This is a genomic window from Pontibacterium sinense, from assembly GCF_015209595.1.
Lineage (GTDB): Bacteria > Pseudomonadota > Gammaproteobacteria > Pseudomonadales > Balneatricaceae > Pontibacterium > Pontibacterium sinense.
Map to the genome: position 1 here is coordinate 128,385 of NZ_JADEYS010000008.1, position 20,854 is coordinate 149,238.

The following is a 20,854-nucleotide window of genomic DNA, read 5'->3' on the forward strand; positions in this document are numbered from 1 at the left end:
TTTCGAGGTGACATGTACTGCGTTATGAGGACTGTGATTGTGAGTCGATTAAGTCCGATTAGTCATCAAGCAAGCTATAAAGCGTATTACGATTCTGATCCAGCGTATTTTGTTTCTCTTCGTTGGCTTCCTGATAGCGGATGTCCTGCTCAACCAAACTATCGAGGATCTGTTCTTGCAATGAACCCAACTGGTCGACAAAACTAAGTGCGCCGTCATGACGTTGCTGGTTCAGCATATTAGCCATCTGCCCCAAACGCTGCCCACCGGAATTATTGCCGTGGTTCTGAACTTCCTGATAGGCGGCGACTGCGGTGTATTGCTCGCTACGGCTCATATTCAGAGACATAGAGCTGAGTTGAGAACGGTCCATCTCGAACTCGGAGGCTTGCTCAAATGCTGCCTGAACATCACCGGCAAAGAAGTCATCGGCAATGAGGCTGACATCCTGAATCAGGTTCTGAATGGCTTCCAGCTCATCATCATTCAGGTCACCTTCGATGGAGAATTGGAATTCGTTGCGTTCGGCTCGACTGACATTGAATGCTGTTGCTGATCCGCCCTGGCCATCGCTGGTGGCGCCTAGGCTTGCTTGCATTGCACTGGCGTGACTGAAATTGATGGTGACGCGGTCACCCTCTTTCGTGGTCAGATCCAGCGAGAAGCTTTCAGCTTTGCTATAGCGTTCAGCGGCCGACAGCGACATACCGCCCGGAGGAGGTGGCGGCAGGTGCACAGAGTTTGCTGATTTCGCTTCATCACGGGAGTCCACTGCACCGGCTGAACCGGAAGCACTCCCTGTTGGCGCACCGAGCCCGGCGTTGCCAAAAAGGTTCCCATTAAGAATTGATTCAAGCATCTTCTTTACCCCAGTTATCTTAGGTTTTAGCTATCGGCTGTATGGGGTAAAGGTTGAGGTTTTTTTAAACAGAAATTTCCAACACGGCTTCCAGTCGCGCTAAGTTCTTGTTTATCCAAGATGGATCAATCGGACCCCAGCAATCGATTTGATAATAACCCGCATTGTTGCGTCCACCTTCTTGCTGAATAAAGCTGCATTCGATACCGATATCGCCAAGATCTTTCAACGTATCCTGGAGCGTACGGCGAGGCATACCGGTCATTTTTTGGAGTGCAGTGACGTTAAGAGGCTCCTGACTGATCAGGTGGCTTAAATAGAGTTTACGAAAAAATGCCCGTTGCTGTTTGCTGACTTCCATGAGGTTTGGTCTGCCCTAGTTTTATAATCTAAAGTTGAGGAGCAGTGTGCAGCTTAACACTATGGCAACGGCATTGTGCAGGGGGGAAGAGGGGCGTGAAGGTGAGCAAAGGGAAGAGCTGATACTCTTCCCTCGGACAGGTTTACCACATCAGATCGTCAGGGATCTGGAAGTCCGCGTACGGATCGTCTTCGTCCGGTGCTTCTTCTGGCTGGATGCGAATCACCAGTTCTGGCATACGCAGTTCGATCTTCTCGGCCATGACATCAGGAATCAGACGGTGGCTGTCTTCCATAATGGCAATAGCTAACTGACCACGAATAAGTTGGGCCTGTTGTTCTTCAGTGATGTAGATCTTTTTGATCTTTTTCTCTTCGACAAAGTTATACGGAACGTCCGCATTCTTTGGTATATCGATGGCGTGTTGCTGAATAATATTGCGCACTTCAGCGGCGGTTGCTTTGAGTTTTCGCTCAGCATCACGTGCTTTATTTAGCTCAAGATCGCGCATTTGTTTCTCTTTCCGCGCTTGCTCCAGCTGTTCCTGAGTGTTGTCTTTCTCAATCTCAACTCCGGACTTACGCGCCGCTTTTGCCTTTTTGGCGTTTTTGCGTTTGTCCGTTTTGGCTTGTTTAGCCTTTTTCTGGTCGATCAGTCCGGCTTTTAGCAGCTGATCCTGCATTGATCCCGCCATCGGTAATTAACTCTTCCAGTTGTTCTGATTTGGCCGAACTATAGCATAAAGCCAAGGTAATCTGAGGAGGCCGTTATCTCTATTCTGGGGTCGCTCAAAGAAACTGCATCTGCTGGAAGGTTTCAGCTGTCATCATCGCCATCAGTCCACTCAGGAAAATGGCATCTAATATCCCGCCGCCGCCGATAAAAACCGTTCGGTTACTCATTTCTTTGAGCTTTTTTAGTTGCAGTAGATGCAGTAAGTCGCCCCCAATAAGGGTTCCCAGTACCGCAGCGGAGTAAGCTAAAACGAGATAGTTGTTCGGATCAAGAATCAGTGCACCTAACGCTGCAGATATCACTGCACCAAATAGATAGATCACCATGCCGCGCTGGCGGTCCATTCGTGTCATCGGGTATACCACAGCGGTAACTAACGCCGTGAGAATGAAGACATGCTGTATTTGTGGTGACTGCTGATTAAAAAAGAACAGCAGGAAAAGCAGTGGAACCACAGAACCACCCAGATTCACTCCAAGTTTGATGGGAGGGGTATGTTTGTGTTTGGTTGATTCGAGAGAAAACAACTGCAACCCAAGCAGGCTGCCGAGAGTGGCTAGCCCCATTCCTACCGCTAGCTCCTGTTGGCCAATCTGTAGTTTGTTTATCACACTGGTTAAACTGCCCAGTTTGAGAAAAATCGCAAAAATTGCCAAGGTTGCCAGTGCGTTAAAATACCGCGTCATAGAGACTCCGCTTTATTCCAAACACTTAAGAAGTATAGCTTTATCTTTCCAGGTGCATCTTTCTCAGCATAGGAGAGCGGGTATAGGAGTGGTAAAGTAAGTCTTATTCGCCAGTCAGTCTTCAGTCCGTTAGAGGAACAAAAGGGAATGATGTTCAGATCACTTACCCAATCCGGTTTGCTTGCGTTGGTGTGTAGTGTTTTTTCGGTTCAGGCCGAAAATGCAGTAACCGACAATTGTTTGAGTGCTTATGCCAAGCAGAGCTACAGTGCGGCTGCCATCGCCTGTCGAATGGAAGCTGAAAGTGGCAGTGCGGAGTCTGCATTTACACTGGCAGTGCTTAATGCAAAGGGACTCGGTATTCCGGTTGATCATGGTGAATCTGTGCGCTGGCTCACAGTGGCCGCGGAAGCGGGGCATGATGAGGCGGCATATAATCTCGCAATGGCCTATACCCAAGGTGATGGGATAGCGGCAGACATGTCACAAGCCGTGACTTGGTTTAAGCGTTCTGCGGGTGCGGGAAATGCAAAAGCGCAACGTGATCTGGCAACTCTCTACGCCAGAGGTTTTGGCGTAGAGAAGGACTCTATGCAGGCGTTCCTGCTCTATAAAGCGTCGGCGGAGCAAGGGGTTGTCGTCAGTCAGTTAAAAACCGGCCTGATGCTCCTACGGGGTGAAGGTGTAGAGAAAGATAGTGAAGAAGCGGGTCGGTGGTTAGAAAAAGCCGCAAAGGCGGGAGATGGTATCGCACAGTACACCTTGGGCTTACTATTATCTGACAGTCAGCCTGGATCCAGTGCACGCTGGTACCGGAAGGCCGCGGAGCAAGGTAATGGTTATGCGATGCACAACCTGTCTTTGTTTTATTTGCATGGTCGGGGGGTGAAGCAAAACTACTCCACCGCCTTAAACTGGGCTGAAAAGAGTATTGCGGCTGGCGTATCCGAGAGCAAAGGGCTGCAACAGCAAATATTGCAGCAGATGGGTGATAAACAGCCCGCCGCACATCAATATGTCGTCGTACGTGATCATGCTTGGTTGGACGGTAAACCGAACGAAGATTACCTGATTCAGATCTCCCGCCAGCCGACAGAAAAAGCTGCGTACGCTTATCTAAAAAAGCATCAGGTAAGCGGCCCTGTCGGTATCTATCGCGAATCCCTGTCAGATCAAACAAGTTATATCGTCACTTACGGTGACTATCGTGATATCACAGCAGCCAAAGCAGCCATTGGTCGATTGCCTGAAAGTGTGCAGAAGTTTAAACCTTGGGTGCGCAGTTACGAGAATCTGAAACAAGCAAAGGCTGACAGTCCATCGGCTCAATCGTCGGAACCCGAATCGATTGCATCGGAAAGCCGGAAGGATGAGCAGGTTGTTGCTAAGTCCCAGACTAAAGAGATCGCTGTTCAGGCTGAGCGGTCTTATGGCCTTAAATCTGCAGCATGGTTGTTGGAAAAACCGAAGAAAGGTATTGCTGTCCAATTGATGGCGATGCCAAGTAATCGTTTGGGTGACATTCAACGTTATCTGAAACGCCATGGCTTAGAAAAAGACACCGCTTATTATGAAACGCAGCGTGACGCCGGGCCTTATATGGTTGTGCTGTTAACACGCGAGTTTCCGACCTCGTCAGAAGCACGTGCTTTCGTTCGCCAGTTACCCGCGAAAGTACAAGGCGATAAGCCTTGGGTGAGACCGTTTGGCGCTTTGCAGAGCAAGTATCGACCGGTTACACAGCACGTTGCGAAGTAATCCAAACTCCAATAGCAGTATCAGCTAAGCGTACAAAGTCGCATTGAGGAATTATGTCATTGAACCCCCATCCGTTTGAGACCCTGACCCCCAGCTTTATCCTGGATGCGGTGGAAAGTCATGGGTACTGGAGTGATGGCCGCAGTTTCCCGCTGAACAGTTATGAAAACCGTGTGTATCAGGTGGGAATTGAGGGATCAGAGCCTCTGATTGCCAAGTTCTACCGGCCGGGGCGTTGGACCGAAGAGCAGATACTGGAAGAACACGAACTCTGTTTTGATCTGGTCGAGCAGGAACTGCCGGTTGTGGCCCCAATGATCAAAGACGGTGTCAGTTTGTTTCATTCCGGTGATTTCCGCTTTGCGCTTTATCCGCGTAAAGGCGGACATGCCCCAGAGTTGGATAACCCCGACAATCTGTTTGTCCTTGGTCGTTTGTTGGGGCGTATGCATTTAGTGGGTGCGGTTAAACCGTTTGAACACCGTCCCCAGGTTGATGTGCAAAGTTACGGTCACGAGAGTGTGGCGTTTATCAGTGAGCACTTTATCCCAGCAGAGCTGAAACTGTCCTATGACAGCCTGACTCGCGATATTCTGCAACTGATCGAAGAGATCGTGGCGCGAGTGGGGGATGTGCGTCAGATTCGCGTACATGGTGATTGTCACGGTGGCAATATGCTTTGGCGTGATGATGCGCCGCATTTTGTAGACTTTGATGATTCACGTATGGCGCCTGCTATTCAGGATATCTGGATGCTGTTGTCGGGTGGTCGCTCGGAACAGTTGGCCCAGATATCAGAGATTATTGAAGGTTATAACGAATTTAACGACTTTCAGCTGAAAGAACTTCAGCTGGTCGAAGTGATGCGTACACTGCGAATGTTGCACTATTCCGCGTGGTTGGCCCGGCGTTGGGAAGATCCTGCGTTTCCGCATAGTTTTACGTGGTTTAACACCGTGCGCTACTGGAGCGAACATATCCTGGAGTTGCGTGAACAGTTTGCCGCATTGCAGGAGCCTGGTTTAACGCTGGTTTAGATGGACAACGCTGGCGTAAGCCGGGTCTAAACGGTAGCATAAGCCGCTGATTTTCGATTATTTAATCCCCCGTGATGTGAGCCGATGAGTTATCAGGTACTAGCCCGTAAATGGCGTCCAAAACGCTTTCAGGAGATGGTTGGACAGGAACATGTCCTCAAGGCGCTGGTGAATGCGCTGGATGATGATCGGCTGCACCATGCGTACCTGTTTACCGGTACCCGGGGGGTGGGTAAAACTTCCATTGCCCGTCTGTTTGCGAAATCGCTGAACTGCGAAACTGGTGTGTCTTCATCCCCATGTGGTGAGTGTTCCGCGTGTCGGGAGATTGCCGAAGGTCGTTTTGTCGATCTGATCGAAGTTGATGCGGCGTCTCGCACCAAGGTTGAAGATACCCGTGAGTTACTGGAAAACGTTCAGTACGCACCGACGCATGGCCGTTATAAAGTGTACCTCATCGATGAGGTGCACATGCTCTCCACGCACTCCTTCAATGCGTTGTTGAAAACGCTGGAGGAGCCGCCTCCACATGTTAAGTTCCTGCTAGCCACCACGGATCCGCAGAAGTTACCGGTGACAATTCTGTCCCGCTGTCTGCAATTTAACCTCAAAAACATGATTCCTGAGCGGATTGTGGATCACCTGAAGTTTGTCTTGGGTGAAGAGGCGGTACCGTACGAAGAGCCGGCGCTTTGGTTGCTGGCCCGTTCTGCAGATGGTTCCATGCGCGATGCGATGAGTCTGACGGATCAGGCTATCGCATTTGGTGCCGGTGAAATCAATGAAGCCGATGCCCGTGCGATGCTCGGCACCATCGACCAGCGTTTGGTCTACCGCATGCTGGAATGCCTGGTTGAACAGGACGCACAAGGCTTGTTGGACGCGGTGAGGGATCTTGCGCAGTTTTCACCGGATTACAACACCGTACTGGGCGATTTGATCAGCCTGTTACACCGGATTGCGGTGGGTCAGGCCTTGCCAAGTGCTGTTGATAACAGCATGGGTGACAAGGAACTGGTGCAGGAACTGGCGGGGCGTTTACGCGCTGAAGATCTGCAGCTTTTTTATCAGATTGCATTGATGGGGCGTAAAGACCTGCCGTTTGTGCCGGATGCCCGTGAGGGGCTTGAAATGGTGCTGTTGCGCATGCTGGCTTTCCGACCGGCAGGCGCAGCTCCTTCCGGACCGCCAGCTAAGCTTGATTCTGCTACGTCGGCGACGTTGCCTGCAGAATCGGTTCAGCCTGTTGCTCCCGTGACAGCTGCTCAGCCGCCTTCACCAATTGCGGCTCCTGCGCCAGCTCCAGCAGTTGAAGCAAAGCCTGAACCTGAACCCATACAGCGGCCGGAGCCAAATGCCCAGCCGCAACCTCAGCCTGTGCAGCAAGCGCCGGCGCCTCAAGCCCCGGCTCCTGTCATGCCAAATACGGCACCAGACATGGCACCTGCCCCGCCAGTGCACAGCATGGACGATATTCCACCGTGGGAAGACGCTGATATTCCTGCGGATGATTATGCGGGTGGTCATCAGGATTTGCCATCAGGTGCGCCGGAGACCCCACCGGGAAAAAAGTCTGAACCTGAACTGATAGCGGCTCCGCGTGAAGCTGCTTCCGCACCTGTTCCTGCGATTGCTGCTGAAGCGGCACCGAATGTTGTGCAGTCTGCGGCGGAGGTACCTGCTCAAAACCTGAAAATTGCTCAGGATCTGGGCGACCTGCCCACGCAACTGGTGGATCTTAAAGAAGACCACTGGGCGCGACTAGCAACCAGTATTGGTCTCGCGGGGATGACCGCCAGTCTGGCGAATAACTTATCGTTGGAACAGGTCAGTGACGCGACGCTGGTTTTCCATTACACGCCTGAACAGAAGACATTGCTGAATGATGTCCAGCGTAATCGTATTACAGATGCGCTGAATAATTATTTTGCAGTCCTTGTTGAGGTAGAATTTAAGCAGGACACGCAAAGTCGCGAAACTCCAAGCCTTTACCAGATTCGTAAACGTAAAGAGCGACTGGCGCTGGCGGTTGAATCAATTCAGAACGACGAAACGGTACATCGCCTGCAAGAACACTTCGATGCTGAGATAGATCTCGCATCAGTAGAACCGATTGATTGAATTTTTGAGGATATCACCATGATGAAAGGTGGAATGGGCAACCTGATGAAACAGGCCCAGAAGATGCAAGAAAACATGCAGAAAGCACAGGAAGAGATCGCTAAAGCAGAAGTGACTGGCGAATCCGGTGCAGGTCTGGTGAAAATCACTATGAATGGCCGTCACGACGTGCGTGTTGTTGATCTGGACGAAAGCCTCATGGAAGAAGACAAAGAGATCCTGGAAGATCTGATTGCAGCGGCAGTGAACGATGCTGTACGTAAAGTTGAAAGCAATACTCAGGAAAAAATGGCAAAAGTCACCGGTGGTATGCAGATGCCTCCTGGCTTCAACATGCCATTCTGATCGATGTCGTTCAGTCCTTTACTGCAACAACTGATTACCGCTCTGCGATGTTTGCCGGGTGTCGGTCCTAAGTCGGCCCAGCGAATGGCATTTCATTTGCTGGAGCGTGATCAGCAAGGTGCACTGACATTAGCCGGTGCATTGGAACAGGCGATCGACAAAATCGGTCGCTGTGGTAGCTGTCGCACCTTGTCTGAAGTTGAAACTTGTGAGATCTGTGCCTCCACCAGTCGGGATAAAGGTATGTTGTGCGTACTTGAATCGCCGGTGGACCTGTTTGCTGTGGAGCAAACGGGCGGTTTTGGCGGTTATTACTTCGTACTGGGTGGTCACCTGTCGCCAATCGATGGCATCGGACCGGAAGATCTGGGCATCGATCAGTTGCTAGAGCGCTTACGTGCCGGAGAAGTGCGCGAGTTGATTCTAGCGACTAACCCGACAGTGGAAGGAGAGGCCACTGCACACTATATCGCTGAACAGGTACGGGACCTTGATATTAAAGTGTCACGTATCGCCCACGGTGTACCTGTAGGTGGCGAGCTGGAATACGTGGATGGAGGTACGTTGGCGCATGCGCTGGCGGGCCGTCGTTCATTAATCTAAGGAAGTTGTATGAGTCAGACCTCTACTGCCTATGATTGGCATAAGCTGGAAGCTGCTGCTGATCAGCCTGTAGTGATCACCGATAACGCGACACTTGCCAAGTGGTGTCAGCATTGGCAAACCTTGCCAATGGTCGCACTGGATACCGAGTTTCAGCGTGTCGAGACCTTCTACCCGATACCGGGTCTGATTCAGCTGGCCGATGATCAACAGTGTTACCTGATTGATCCGCTCAGCGTGACTGATTTTGAGCCGCTGAAAGCACTGTTCCAGAATAAGGATGTGCTGAAAGTGCTGCATGCTGCCTCGGAGGATCTGGAACTGTTTCAGAACAGCCTGGGCGTGTTACCGGAGCCAGTCTTTGATACCCAGGTTGCGGCTGCATTTCTGAACTGGGGATTCTCCATGGGCCTGCAGCGTATGTTGCAGGAGATCTTGGGGGTCGAAGTTCAGAAGCATGAAACCACCTCAAACTGGTTACGTCGCCCCCTGAGTGAAAGTCAGGAACGGTATGCTGCATTGGATGTGGCTTACCTGCCCGCTATCTGTCAAAAGCAGAAAGACGCACTCGAAGCGCGTGGCATGTTAGAATGGCTGCAGCAGGAAAGCGAGGCCATGCTGCGGCAGGCGATTGATGAAGATCCAGAGGGAGCTGAGTACTATAAACGCTTCACGCAGATGTGGACGCTACCCGCGCATAAGATCGCCGCTTTACGGGATCTGACCGCTTGGCGCGAGCAAACCTGCCGTGACCGCGATGTACCCCGCAACCGTATTCTGCGTAATCAGGCGCTGCTGGAAATTGTGAACCAGTGGCCGCGATCGGTTTATGACCTCTCCCGTGTTGATGATATTAAGCGTGCCATCATTCGTAATGATGGTAAGCAGATACTCAGCTTCCTGCAAAATGCACAGCACAGTGCGGAGCAGAGTCCACCTGAACCAATTCTGCGTCCGTTACCGTTTTTCTGGAATAAACCACTGAAAAAGCTGAAAGCGATTGTGCGCGAATGTGCCGCCGAGCTGGATGTGGCGCCAGAAATTATGCTGCGTAAAAAAGAACTGGATGCATTGATTCGCTCTGGTCTGGATGATGCGAATTTCAGTATGCCTGAGAGCATCAGCCCTTGGCGTTGCGATGCAGTGGGTGAAAAATTGCTCGCCGCGCTGAAAGAAATTGGGAAACGAGATTGATGAAAATTTGTTCTGTATTTAAAAGTTCACGTAAAGACGAAATGTACCTTTATGTGGATAAGCGTGATCAGCTGAAACGTGTACCTGAACCTCTGCTGGAGATGTTTGGTGCCGCTCTGCACGTCATGGACATGCCTCTGACAGAAAAACGTGAGCTGGCACGTGTTGATACTGCCAAGGTGCTGTCTGAGATTGATGAAAAAGGCTTTTACCTGCAGATGCCACCACCAAAAGAAGACTATATGCTGGACCTGCATCAGGATCGTCCTGAAACCGGAGTCCGCTAAGTGGCACACGAGGTTTTCTGGCGCAGCAAATCGCTGGAAGCGATGAATCCACAAGAGTGGGAATCGCTCTGTGATGGTTGCGCATTGTGTTGCCTGCATAAGGTTGAAGATGAAGACACCCGCGAGGTGTTTTACACCACCGTGGTGTGTCATCTGCTCGACTTTGATAACTGCCGTTGTACCCGCTACGAAGATCGTTGCACCTTAGTCCCTGATTGCGTGAAATTACGTCCGCAGGATGTGGATGCCTTCCATTGGTTGCCACCCACCTGTGCATATCGATTGGTGCATGAAGGTAAAGACCTGCCAGACTGGCACCCTCTGGTCAGCGGTCGACAGGAATCTGTGATCGAAGAAAATGCGTCGGTGCTGAGCTTCTATGAAGTGAAAGATAACGAAATCAGCGAAGAAGATTTTGTGGATTACGTGATCGAGTAACACAGCGTACTTAGCGTGAAACTAAAAAGCCCCGAACGTGTGTTGGGGCTTTTTAGTATCTGAAAAACTGTAGGTTGGGACGAGTGAAACGATTCCCAACATCGAGTCTCTTTGTATGCATCCTACAGGTCTAATTAACTCACTAGATTCACAGCAGCAATATTGTGATTGTAGCCAGAAGAGTTAGCTCACCCGCAACAACTGTCCCATCGTCTGTACATCATCCGATGTGCTTTCAGTCCAGGCGCTGATACCCAGCTTTTCCAGCACCTGAAGGCCCTTATCGCTTTCTGTCATCGACAGCAGTGTCATCGACAAGCGGTCGGCGAGCTCTCGGTGTTGAGGTTTCACCATCATTTGGGCGAATACACGGTTGACCTTACTGCTGCCAAGCAATGCCAGATTACCCTTTGAGAGTGGATTTAGCTCGTCGTAAAAGCTCTTGCTAAAGAACGCATAGGCGTCGGGATTACCCTGTAAAGCTTTTAAAACGTGCATCCAGCCGTTCTTGCCCGTGAGGGTGTCAGGCTTCACCCCTTTCTTTGCCAGCAGACTCATGCCTAGCCGTGTGGCGACAGTATTAGCGCATGTGATGACTTCTGCGCCCTGATAACCTTTTAGAGATGCCGAGCTATTGTCTGCGTGGGCAGCAAACACAACCTCTTCGGGTTGGTTTTCGGGGCGACAGATCGGGATGTAAGCCGCTTTTTTGTTGAGCAGCACTGCTTCTGTCGGAGGTGCAAAAGCGATATCTGCCTGATGCATCCGGCTACGGAAATCTGCCATATCAAACGCTGTATCCAACCCGACCGGCTGATCCAGAGTCCGGCTGAGGTAAACAACAAATTCGTACCAGCGTTCAGAGTTGTTGGCCGTATCGGCAGGTGCTACCAGAAGCTTCAACTTGCTCACGATCTGTCTTCCATGTCCAAAAAAAATGTTGTCAGATCGTACCATTATTCAGTGAGTAGGTTGAGGCTGAATTGAGCCTCTTTTATAGGCTTCTTGTCTTATAGCAAAAAGACAAAAAATGCTTTGCCGGGGGATACCATGGTTAAAGCTTGGCAGGGGAGATGGCACAATAGAGTTTCTGTACGTTAATCGCCGGAACCTCGTCACTGACATGTCTGACCTGCCAATCAATACCGTCCTGCCGGAACTGAAATCTTTGCTCTGTGAGCATCATCAACTGGTGCTGGAAGCGCCGCCGGGTGCGGGTAAAACAACCGGCGTGCCTTTGGCCCTGTTGGATGAAGTCTGGTTGTCCGGACAGAAGATTATTATGTTGGAACCACGTCGCCTGGCAGCACGGGCGGCAGCTGAACGGATGGCTTCGCTGCTAGGTGAAAAGGCGGGCGAAACGGTCGGTTACCGGGTGCGCTTAGACACCAAGGTGAGCCGTAAAACCCGTATTGAAGTGGTCACCGAAGGGATTCTGACACGCATGTTGCAGAGTGATCCCAGCCTTGAGGGTATCGGGTTGGTGATCTTTGATGAGTTCCACGAACGCAGTCTGGACGCTGATCTGGCATTAGCGTTGACGATACAGGGGCGGATGCTGTTTCGAGATGATGAACCGCTGAAATTGCTGGTGATGTCCGCGACACTGGATGGGGGAGCGGTAGCAGAACTGCTGGATGATGCGCCGATTTTACGCAGTGAAGGGCGTGCCTATCCGGTCACGGTACACTATGGGGATGCGGCGGGCTTAGATCGGGCGATCGAACCGGTGGCGGCTGCCACCGTGATGGATGCGCTGATCAGTGATGAGGGCAGTGTTTTAGTGTTTCTGCCAGGACAGCGTGAGATCAACCGAACCTATAAACTCCTGACCGAAAAACTCACCTCCCGGACTGATTTGTCTCACGTTATCGTCACACCGTTGTACGGCGATCTGACGTTACAGGAGCAGCGCAAGGCGATTGAACCCTCACCCGCAGGCCAGCGTAAAGTGGTATTGGCGACAGCGATCGCGGAAACCAGTTTGACCATTGAAGGTGTAAGGGTCGTCGTCGACGCAGGCTTGAGTCGCGAGGCGATCTTTGATCCCGCAACCGGCATGTCTAGATTACAAACCCGACGTTTATCGCGTGCTGCCAGCGTGCAGCGTGCGGGACGCGCCGGGCGTATGGAGCCGGGTGTCTGTTATCGCCTCTGGTCGGAAACACAACAAGCACAGCTGGCGCCGTTTACGGCCCCTGAAATTACCCAAGCTGATCTCACGCCGCTCGTCTTGCAATTGATCCGCTGGGGAGTGGATGATCCGGCTGAGTTGAGCTGGTTAGATCTGCCGCCGCCAGCGCTTTATCAACAGGCTCTGGATCTGTTGTTACGTCTTGATGCAGTGGAGGTGAGTAGTGATAGTTACCGACTGACGGCTCATGGCGAACTGATGGCACAGTTACCCACGCATCCCCGTTTGGCCCATATGCTGCTGCTGGGAATTCGTTACGGTCTGACAGACCAGGCCTGTCATCTGGCGGCCTTGCTCTCGGATCGTGATCCGTTAAAACGGCGTGATACGGATATCGCTGAACGACTCGCCTGGTTGCGCGGCGATCTTAAGGCTGAGCGCCACACTCAGGGTGCGTTGCACCGCATGCGTCAGGTAAGTAAACAGTTTAAGCGTCAATGCGGCCTGTTAGAAAGCGAGGTGGACAATGCTGTCTCTGATCCAGCAAACAGTCGCTGGACCGGGTTTCTGATCGCCGGGGCCTATCCGGATCGTATCGCGTGTCAGCGAAGTAAAGGCGGGGCGGATTACCGGATGAGTAACGGGCGTGCGGCGCGCTTGCCGGAAGGGGATCATCACAATGCTGAATGGTTGGCGTTGGCTCAGGTGGGCGGGCGAAGCGGTGATCATACGGATCGCATCTTCCTTTCAGCGGTGCTGGAACCCGATCTGTTTGATGGACCGTTGGCAGATATGGTGTCGTCGTTCGAAGAGGTGACCTGGAGCAAACAGCAGGACCGTTTGACGGCGGAGCTTCAGCGCCGGGTGGGCAAGTTAGTATTGAGTCGTGCGCCGCTAAAAGATATTTCCGACGAAGCCAAGTCAGCTGCGTTGTTGGGTGTGGTTCGTAAACGCGGGTTAAATATTCTGCCGTGGACACCGGCGCTGCGCAGCTGGCAAACACGGGTGCAATTTCTGCACAGTAGCTTTGCTGAGGTGAATGGAGGCGCGTCGACAGAGAATCACTGGCCGGATCTATCTGATAAACACCTGTTGGACTCCGTTGACCAATGGCTGGCACCGTATCTGTCCGGGATCAGTCACATTAACCACTTCGCCAACCTCGATCTGCGTAATATTCTGCTGGCACTGTTGCCCTGGCCCTTACCGCAACAGCTCGACGAGTTGGCACCTGAGCGCTTTACCGTGCCCACGGGCTCGAACATCAAGATTGATTACAGCGAAACGCCACCGGTGCTGGCGGTGCGGATGCAGGAGATGTTTGGTTGTTTGGATACCCCCCGTATCGGAAACGCTACACCCTTAAAACTGCATCTGCTTTCACCTGCGATGCGCCCGTTGCAGGTGACGCAGGATCTGGCCGGTTTCTGGAAAAATAGCTATCCGGAGGTTCAGAAAGAGATGAAAGGCCGCTATCCAAAGCATCGCTGGCCGGATGATCCGGCAAATGCTGAACCCAGCCGCCGCTCGATTAAGCCCAAAAAGTAGCACCACCTTCCTTCAGATAAGCAGCAAACAGGTACGGATAAACTTACCTGTTTGCTTGGTTTTTCTATTTCCTTGTTTTTAAATGATTTTTGTAGGCTTAGGCCGCTAGTTATTTGAAATATTCTGTAAGTTAGTCCTTTAGATTATTGCTCTTACGTCGATACAAGGTTCTATCAGCCACCATTCTGAAGTGGCGCTTCTGATGCCTGGACTTTAATAGCCAGCATCAAAAGACGACGAATCCGGAGTAAGTACCATCCAACGATGGGGATAAACAGATGGGACAGGACCAGATGCACGCTAATCTCGAAGTTTATAAGTACATGTTCGATGCCATGAGTAGATCGCAGGCAATAATCGAATTTGAGTTGGATGGCACCGTCATCTCGGCCAATGACAATTTCCTCAATGCTATGGGGTACTCCGCAGAGGAAGTGATCGGACAGCATCACAAGATGTTTGTTGATCCTGCCTATCAAGCAAGCGCTGAATATCGAGACTTCTGGGATAAGCTGGGACGCGGCGAGTTTGATTCCGGTGAGTATAAGCGCTTTGGCAAAGGAGGTAAGGAGGTCTGGATTCAGGCGACTTACAATCCGATTGTGGATGAATCCGGCAAACTAATAAAAGTAGTTAAGTTTGCCTCTGATGTGACGGCAGAAAAACTGCAGTACGCTAATTTTTCTGGTCAGCTGGATGCGATCAGCAAGTCTCAGGCGGTGATCGAGTTTAATCTCGATGGAACCATCATCACGGCGAACGACAATTTCCTTAATACGGTCGGCTACACCCTGAGTGAAATACAAGGCCAGCATCACAGCCTGTTTGTTGAGCCTGAGTATCGTCACAGTTCCGAATATCGTCTGTTCTGGGAGCGTCTGGCGCGTGGAGAATATGATGCGGGAGAATATAAACGCATCGGTAAAAGTGGAAAAGAAATTTGGATTCAGGCCTCCTACAACCCCATTCTGGATATGAATGGGCAGCCTTTTAAGGTCGTGAAGTACGCCAGCGATGTGACAGCAGCTAAGCAACAAACTGCTGACTTTACAGGACAGATCGATGCCATCAGCAAGTCTCAGGCGGTGATCGAATTTGATCTCGATGGTTATATTCTCAACGCGAATGAGAACTTTCTGACCACCATGGGTTACAACCTGAGTGAGGTGAAAGGTCAGCATCACAGCATGTTTGTATGCCCTACTGATAAACACTCTCCTGAGTACCGCGTCTTCTGGGAAAAATTAGGCCGGGGAGAATATGATTCCGGGGTGTACAAGCGGCAGGGACGTGGTGGTAAAGAGGTCTGGATTCAGGCGTCCTATAATCCGATTCTGGATATGAACGGTAAGCCATTCAAGGTGGTGAAATACGCCAGCGATGTAACTGAATCAAAGCTGAGAAATGCAGATTTCTCGGGGCAAATTAAAGCAATAGCAAAATCTCAGGCTGTTATCGAATTCAGTTTGGACGGGACTATTCTTAATGCCAATGAAAACTTCCTTGCGGCTGTGGGTTATACACTGGATGAGGTAAAAGGTCGCCATCACAACATCTTTGTGGAACACCAGTACAGATCCAGCCCGGAGTACCGTCAATTTTGGGAGAAACTCAATCGTGGCGAATACGATGCGGGTGAGTACAAGCGTCTGGGGAAAGGGGGTAAGGAGATCTGGATTCAGGCGTCTTACAATCCGATCCTGGATCTGAATGGCAAGCCTTTCAAAGTGGTGAAATATGCCACGGATGTTACGGGCCGTAAGCAAGCGGTTGCGCAGATCAAAGAGATTCTATTGGCGATGTCTGAGGGCGACCTGACATCGGCTATTGACGGCGAGTTGGACGGTGAGTTTAACGTGTTGGGTGAAGCGATGAACTCGCTGATCGACAAGCTGAACACGCTGGTTATGGAAATTCGTCAGGCATCGAACAGCGTGTTCTCCGCATCCCAGGAGATTGCGCAGGGCAACAATGATCTAAGCCATCGCACAGAAGATCAGGCCGCGAGTCTGGAAGAAACTGCATCGGCGATGGAAGAGCTGACGGCCACGGTGAAGCAGAACGCAGACAATGCCAGCGATGTGGCGTCCCGCGCAGCAGAAGCGATGGAGAAAGCCAGTAACGGCGGTGAAGTGGTTGATAGTGCGGTGACGGCCATGGATGCGATCAATAAATCGAGCAAGAAGATCGCAGACATTATTGGCGTGATTGATGAGATCTCTTTCCAGACCAATATCCTGGCGCTGAATGCCGCAGTAGAAGCTGCGCGTGCCGGTGAACAGGGACGTGGTTTTGCGGTGGTTGCGGCGGAGGTTCGTAATCTGGCGCAACGCAGTGCCAGTGCGGCGAAAGAGATTAAAGGGCTGATTAGCGAGAGTCTGGAAGCGGTCAGCACCGGAACTAACTTGGTGAGTGCCACCGGTACAACCTTCGGAGAGTTAGTTGCATCCGTTCAGGATGTGGTGACGATGATTGCGGAGATCGATACCGCAAGCAAAGAGCAGTCGGTTGGCATCAGTGAAGTGTGCCGTGCGGTGACTCAGATGGAAGAAGGGACACAGCAGAATGCCGCGTTAGTTGAGCAGGCATCTGCGTCCAGTACCGCAATGGAGCAGCAGGCACAAACCCTGTTGCAACAAGTTGGATTCTTTAACGTGAGTGGGGACGAGTCTGCATTTCGGGCCCCTGCATCACGTCATTCGGGTACATCGCAGCGTCAGCGCACGGATCACTCTGACTCCCGCCGCCGTGCGCCACTGCGACAGGCTGCACCTGAAGCCGAGGATATGTGGGAGTCATTCTGATTTTCAGGCTTGAGTGATCGACTTAAAATAGCCTGCTAGCGTAACGGATTCTGGATGTGCTTAACTGTAAGCGGTTGAAGCACAATCAGAATCCGTTTTTTTATGCCTGTACATTTACCTGACACTGCGTTGACGAGGGTGTGTTGAAATCATTTCGTAGCCTGCTATTTACCCTGATCCTCTGCTTGTCACTGCTACTGACCTGGTGGGTTCAGCACCAAGCCTATGACTGGTCGATGACGCGTCTGAAGGAGCAGGGGGAGGATCGCCTGCTCAATACGATTATTGGCTTACGTACTGCAATCGATAGTTACAAATATCTGCCGTTTCTGATCTCCCAGAACAAAGATGTGCAGGAACTGCTGCTCTATCCGGTGTTGGATAAGGGGGCGGAGGTCAGTCGTTTTCTGGAACAGATGAATCTGGTATCCGGTGCTACAGCACTGCTGGTGCTGGATCTGGATGGCCGGGCGTTGTCCTACAGTCGCTGGCGCGAAGAACAATCCTTTTTTCTGAAATCCCACGCGAATACCCCGTATTTCACGCAAGCCAGAAACGGTGAGCAGGGAGTTTATGTCGACAGCACCGTAGACGGGAAAGCGACATCAATCTACCTCTCGGCACCGATCTACGATGCCAACCGTTTTATGGGGGTTGCCGTCGTACGTATCGATCTCAGTCAGCTGCAGGATAAGTTAAACCAGCTGGAAGAGTTCCTGTTGTTCACTGACAACGGCCGTGTGCTATTGGCCAGTGAGGTAGACTGGCGGGGCCAGAGGTTGCCTGAATTGATACGCAGCAGTGACCAGCGGTTGCTATCAGATGGCAGTGAGCTTGCATTGAAAAACCTCAGTAGCGGTGAGCGGGTGCTATTTCAGGCGGTCGCGTTGCCTGATCTGGGATGGCAGGTCGCGGTCACCAGTAATATCTATCCGGTGTTGAGTACTCGTAATACGGCTGCTTTTATCAGTTTGGGCGGGTGTTTAGCACTGGGGCTGCTCTTGCTGTATATCCGGGAACGCCATCTGAAGAATATCTCCCGGCAAGAAACCCGTGATGCGCTGGAAAGCAGCGAGCGGCAGCAGAGGGATATTATCAACAATGCCCATGTGGGCATGATCGCTCTGAATACGCAGGGTAGCATCCGGTTTATTAATCCCATGGCGAGCCAGCAGTTTGGGGTGGGGAGCGAAAGGATACTCGGGTATGCCGTGCAGGAGCTTATTGCAGGTGATGACGAGAGTTTTGGTCCCTTGCAGCGAACGTTATCGCGATTGGGCAGCAGTGGTTTTGCGCCATTAACGGCTCACGAAGCGGTGGGAAAACGCTCAGATGGCAGCCAGTTCCCGATGTTGATCTCGGTGAAACAGATGGTGGCGCAAGCAGATATGCTGTACTTGGTGACCGTGATCGATATTACCAAACGTAAGCGGCTGGAGGCGGCGTTACAGCGGGCGAATGATCAGCTGGAACATAAGGTGCTGGAGCGTACACAGGCGTTGCAGGAAGCACAGACTGAGCTGGTGCAAGCGGAGAAGATGGCGGCATTAGGGCGTATGTCTTCCGCGGTTGTACATGAGCTCAATCAGCCACTCACCGCGATGCGGACCTATCTGGCAATCTGCCGTCACCTGTTGAACGATGACAACTCGATGTTGGCTGAAAATCTGACCCTGATTGATGATCTGACTCAGCGTATGGCGCTGATCACCCAGCAGCTGAAAACCTTTGCCTTCAAAAAACCGGATGCACTGGTGCCGGTGAAACCGGTCAATGCACTGGATCAGTCGCTGGTACTTTTCCGCGACAGGATCAGCCAGGATGGTATCCAACTGGTGGTTGAAAGCCGTGATCCAACACTGGAGATCCTGGGCGACAATGCGCGATTGGAGCAGGTGTTTGTTAACCTGATTAAGAACGCCTGCGATGCGATGAAAGGTTTGGATACGGATAAAGCACTAGCCATCAGGATTGCAGCTGATCCCCAATATCCAGAGGCTCAGGTCCGTATATCGGTATCGGACAGCGGCGGGGGGATCGACCCTGTAAACCTTAAGCACCTGTTTGATCCATTCTTCACCACCAAGTCGATCGGTGATGGCTTAGGATTAGGCTTATCCATTGTCAGCTCCATTGTGCAGGACCTTAATGGTCAGATCAGTGCTGAAAACCGGGTTGAAGGTGGGGCCTGCTTTACCGTTATACTGCCGCGCTATGTCTGCGCTCAAAGCGTCGAGAGCAGCAATGATGACACTCTAAATCCAGATCACCCGGAGAACTCCTGATGCGCGGCACTGTAATGCTAATCGACGATGAAGCGATGATCCGCCAGTCCACTGAGCAGTGGCTGAAGATTGCCGGGTTTGAGGTGCAGAGTTTTGAACATGCAGAAGCCGGGTTGGCTGCGCTGGATGATCAGTTCCCCGGCATTATCGTCTCCGATGTTAAAATGCCCGGCATGGACGGGTTGGCATTGATGGCTGAGGCGCAGCGGCGTATTCCCGAACTGCCGGTGATCCTGATTACCGGTCACGGTGATGTGGATATGGCGATCAAAGCGATGCGCGAAGGGGCGTATGACTTTATCGAAAAACCCTTTGTGCCTGAGCGCTTGGTGGAGACGATCCACCGCGCCTGTGAAAAACGCCAGCTGATGGTGGAAAACCTGCGTTTACAGCAGAACCTGTCTTCCCAGTCGGGTTTGGATGCAAAGCTGATTGGTATCTCACCCTCGATCCAGCGTCTTAAACGGGAGTTGCTGAAGTGTGCCGAACTGGACACCAACGTGATCATCTATGGCGAAACTGGCACGGGTAAAGAGCTGGTGGCGCAGTGTCTGCATGAGTTCAGCGGACGTGCGGCGCACAACTTCGTTCCGCTTAATTGTGGTGCTATTCCTGAAGCCCTGATTGAAAGTGAGCTCTTCGGGCATGAAGCGGGAGCGTTCACCAGTGCAGATAAGCAGCGGGTGGGTAAGTTTGAGTATGCCGATGGCGGTACGTTATTTCTTGATGAGATCGAGAGCATGCCCGCTAACCTGCAGATCAAATTATTGCGCGCATTGCAGGAAGGTGTGATTGAACGCCTGGGGTCCAATCAGCCGATGTCGGTGGATCTGCGTATCGTTGCGGCGTCTAAGGCGGATCTGCGCAGTGATGATCAGTTCCGTCAGGATCTTTACTATCGGCTGAACGTCACTCAACTGCATATACCGCCGCTGCGTGAACGTATTGAAGATGTCCCTCTGTTGTTTGCCCATTATGCCCGACAGGCTGCGGGACAGCATCAGCGGGAGCTACGTCGCACCACTGCACAAGATATTCAGAACCTGCAGCAATACAACTGGCCGGGCAATGTGCGTGAATTGAAGAATATCGCTGTGCGGTATGCGCTGGATGGCTCATTGGCGGTAGCGGATGTGCTCTATCCACAAGAACCGATGATGTCGGTTGAACCGGAGGAGAGTACGTTATCGCTGGCCGCTCAGGTGGCGAACTTTGAGAGTAAAGTGCTGGGCCGTTCCCTGTCCCGCCATCAGGGCAATATCAAAGCGGTTCTGGATGAGCTGGATCTGCCGCGCCGTACGCTTAATCAAAAGATGGCGAAATACGGATTGAACCGCAGTGATTTTTTACCGGAAAGTGAATGAGCAAAAATTTGCCTATCTGACCGGATAACTCTGATCTGGTTGTTTAATACCCACCTGTTGAGCGGATTTTAGCTGTGGATGTGTCTCTACGACATGTTTCGTCGGCAATCCCATACCGTCTTCACCATGAATTCACACTTCCGGGTTACGGATAAGCAAAATATTGCTTATGGTTAAGTACGCGATAAGCAATATTTTGCTTATCGCACTATGACAGGGATGTGGTGTGATAAATAAAATTCATAAAAATCAATGGGATATGGTTTTTGTTGAAGTTGGCCCCCTCCTTGCAATA

Annotated in this window: 17 protein-coding genes; 12 read left to right on the top strand and 5 right to left on the bottom strand. The window is 51.5% G+C overall.

Features of this window, described 5'->3' with window-relative positions:
- Nucleotides 1-58: 58 nt before the first annotated feature.
- From IOQ59_RS09820 to IOQ59_RS09835, 4 genes are all read right to left on the bottom strand, one after another.
- Nucleotides 59-859, bottom strand: a complete 801-nt coding sequence (locus IOQ59_RS09820) for a hypothetical protein (RefSeq protein ID WP_193953107.1) — start codon at nt 857-859, stop codon at nt 59-61.
- A gap of 64 nt (nt 860-923) precedes the next feature.
- A complete protein-coding gene (locus IOQ59_RS09825; protein ID WP_193953108.1) occupies nt 924-1,220 on the bottom strand; it encodes a helix-turn-helix domain-containing protein in 297 nt (98 codons plus the stop codon).
- A gap of 142 nt (nt 1,221-1,362) precedes the next feature.
- Nucleotides 1,363-1,914, bottom strand: a complete 552-nt coding sequence (locus IOQ59_RS09830; RefSeq protein ID WP_193953109.1) for a DUF2058 domain-containing protein — start codon at nt 1,912-1,914, stop codon at nt 1,363-1,365.
- A gap of 94 nt (nt 1,915-2,008) precedes the next feature.
- Complete coding sequence (locus IOQ59_RS09835) at nt 2,009-2,641, bottom strand: DUF1614 domain-containing protein (RefSeq protein WP_193953110.1); 633 nt, start codon at nt 2,639-2,641, stop codon at nt 2,009-2,011.
- 147 nt (nt 2,642-2,788) lie between these two features.
- On the opposite strand from IOQ59_RS09835, the gene IOQ59_RS09840 reads away from it, so the two are divergent.
- The 8 genes from IOQ59_RS09840 (at nt 2,789) to IOQ59_RS09875 (ending at nt 10,424) form a co-directional block, all read left to right on the top strand.
- The gene (locus IOQ59_RS09840) at nt 2,789-4,399 is read left to right on the top strand and encodes an SPOR domain-containing protein (RefSeq protein WP_193953111.1); all 1,611 of its coding nucleotides are present in this window, start codon (nt 2,789-2,791) and stop codon (nt 4,397-4,399) included.
- Nucleotides 4,400-4,452: 53 nt separating this feature from the next.
- Nucleotides 4,453-5,436 (top strand): serine/threonine protein kinase, encoded by a 984-nt coding sequence (locus tag IOQ59_RS09845; RefSeq protein WP_193953112.1) that lies wholly within the window; start codon nt 4,453-4,455, stop codon nt 5,434-5,436.
- 84 nt (nt 5,437-5,520) lie between these two features.
- On the top strand, nt 5,521-7,557 hold the full coding sequence (gene dnaX, locus IOQ59_RS09850) for a DNA polymerase III subunit gamma/tau (RefSeq protein WP_193953113.1): 2,037 nt from the start codon (nt 5,521-5,523) through the stop codon (nt 7,555-7,557).
- Between the two features lie 18 nt (nt 7,558-7,575).
- The gene (locus IOQ59_RS09855; protein WP_193953114.1) at nt 7,576-7,902 is read left to right on the top strand and encodes a YbaB/EbfC family nucleoid-associated protein; all 327 of its coding nucleotides are present in this window, start codon (nt 7,576-7,578) and stop codon (nt 7,900-7,902) included.
- 3 nt (nt 7,903-7,905) lie between these two features.
- Nucleotides 7,906-8,505, top strand: a complete 600-nt coding sequence (gene recR / locus IOQ59_RS09860) for a recombination mediator RecR (protein ID WP_193953115.1) — start codon at nt 7,906-7,908, stop codon at nt 8,503-8,505.
- Between the two features lie 9 nt (nt 8,506-8,514).
- The gene (gene rnd, locus IOQ59_RS09865; RefSeq protein WP_193953116.1) at nt 8,515-9,699 is read left to right on the top strand and encodes a ribonuclease D; all 1,185 of its coding nucleotides are present in this window, start codon (nt 8,515-8,517) and stop codon (nt 9,697-9,699) included.
- Nucleotides 9,699-9,986, top strand: a complete 288-nt coding sequence (locus tag IOQ59_RS09870) for a YcgL domain-containing protein (RefSeq protein ID WP_193953117.1) — start codon at nt 9,699-9,701, stop codon at nt 9,984-9,986. The genes rnd and IOQ59_RS09870 overlap by 1 nt, the downstream gene beginning before the upstream one ends.
- Nucleotides 9,987-10,424, top strand: a complete 438-nt coding sequence (locus IOQ59_RS09875; protein WP_193953118.1) for a YcgN family cysteine cluster protein — start codon at nt 9,987-9,989, stop codon at nt 10,422-10,424.
- A 183-nt stretch (nt 10,425-10,607) separates the two neighbouring features.
- Here the strand turns inward: IOQ59_RS09875 and IOQ59_RS09880 are convergent, their stop codons facing one another.
- Nucleotides 10,608-11,336, bottom strand: a complete 729-nt coding sequence (locus tag IOQ59_RS09880) for a PhnD/SsuA/transferrin family substrate-binding protein (protein WP_193953119.1) — start codon at nt 11,334-11,336, stop codon at nt 10,608-10,610.
- A 211-nt stretch (nt 11,337-11,547) separates the two neighbouring features.
- Between IOQ59_RS09880 and hrpB the strand changes: the two genes are divergently transcribed.
- The 4 genes from hrpB to IOQ59_RS09900 all read left to right on the top strand — a co-directional run bounded on the left by hrpB (nt 11,548) and on the right by IOQ59_RS09900 (nt 20,559).
- Entirely contained in the window at nt 11,548-14,106 is a 2,559-nt protein-coding gene (gene hrpB / locus IOQ59_RS09885) for an ATP-dependent helicase HrpB (RefSeq protein WP_193953120.1), read from the top strand.
- Between the two features lie 278 nt (nt 14,107-14,384).
- Nucleotides 14,385-16,910 carry a methyl-accepting chemotaxis protein gene (locus IOQ59_RS09890; RefSeq protein WP_193953121.1) on the top strand — a complete coding sequence of 842 codons (2,526 nt, stop codon included), beginning with the start codon at nt 14,385-14,387 and terminating at the stop codon, nt 16,908-16,910.
- Between the two features lie 143 nt (nt 16,911-17,053).
- The gene (locus tag IOQ59_RS09895; protein ID WP_193953122.1) at nt 17,054-19,195 is read left to right on the top strand and encodes a sensor histidine kinase; all 2,142 of its coding nucleotides are present in this window, start codon (nt 17,054-17,056) and stop codon (nt 19,193-19,195) included.
- Nucleotides 19,195-20,559 (top strand): sigma-54-dependent transcriptional regulator, encoded by a 1,365-nt coding sequence (locus tag IOQ59_RS09900; RefSeq protein WP_193953123.1) that lies wholly within the window; start codon nt 19,195-19,197, stop codon nt 20,557-20,559. The genes IOQ59_RS09895 and IOQ59_RS09900 overlap by 1 nt, the downstream gene beginning before the upstream one ends.
- The last annotated feature ends 295 nt before the right edge of the window (nt 20,560-20,854 follow it).

Bases quoted from the DNA above. Each gene is read 5' to 3' on its own strand.
- IOQ59_RS09820 (WP_193953107.1), bottom strand. From the start codon at position 859: ATGCTTGAATCAATTCTTAATGGGAACCTTTTTGGCAACGCCGGGCTC.
- IOQ59_RS09825 (WP_193953108.1), bottom strand. From the start codon at position 1,220: ATGGAAGTCAGCAAACAGCAACGGGCATTTTTTCGTAAACTCTATTTA.
- IOQ59_RS09830 (WP_193953109.1), bottom strand. From the start codon at position 1,914: ATGGCGGGATCAATGCAGGATCAGCTGCTAAAAGCCGGACTGATCGAC.
- IOQ59_RS09835 (WP_193953110.1), bottom strand. From the start codon at position 2,641: ATGACGCGGTATTTTAACGCACTGGCAACCTTGGCAATTTTTGCGATT.
- IOQ59_RS09840 (WP_193953111.1), top strand. From the start codon at position 2,789: ATGATGTTCAGATCACTTACCCAATCCGGTTTGCTTGCGTTGGTGTGT.
- IOQ59_RS09845 (WP_193953112.1), top strand. From the start codon at position 4,453: ATGTCATTGAACCCCCATCCGTTTGAGACCCTGACCCCCAGCTTTATC.
- dnaX (WP_193953113.1), top strand. From the start codon at position 5,521: ATGAGTTATCAGGTACTAGCCCGTAAATGGCGTCCAAAACGCTTTCAG.
- IOQ59_RS09855 (WP_193953114.1), top strand. From the start codon at position 7,576: ATGATGAAAGGTGGAATGGGCAACCTGATGAAACAGGCCCAGAAGATG.
- recR (WP_193953115.1), top strand. From the start codon at position 7,906: ATGTCGTTCAGTCCTTTACTGCAACAACTGATTACCGCTCTGCGATGT.
- rnd (WP_193953116.1), top strand. From the start codon at position 8,515: ATGAGTCAGACCTCTACTGCCTATGATTGGCATAAGCTGGAAGCTGCT.
- IOQ59_RS09870 (WP_193953117.1), top strand. From the start codon at position 9,699: ATGAAAATTTGTTCTGTATTTAAAAGTTCACGTAAAGACGAAATGTAC.
- hrpB (WP_193953120.1), top strand. From the start codon at position 11,548: ATGTCTGACCTGCCAATCAATACCGTCCTGCCGGAACTGAAATCTTTG.
- IOQ59_RS09890 (WP_193953121.1), top strand. From the start codon at position 14,385: ATGGGACAGGACCAGATGCACGCTAATCTCGAAGTTTATAAGTACATG.
- IOQ59_RS09900 (WP_193953123.1), top strand. From the start codon at position 19,195: ATGCGCGGCACTGTAATGCTAATCGACGATGAAGCGATGATCCGCCAG.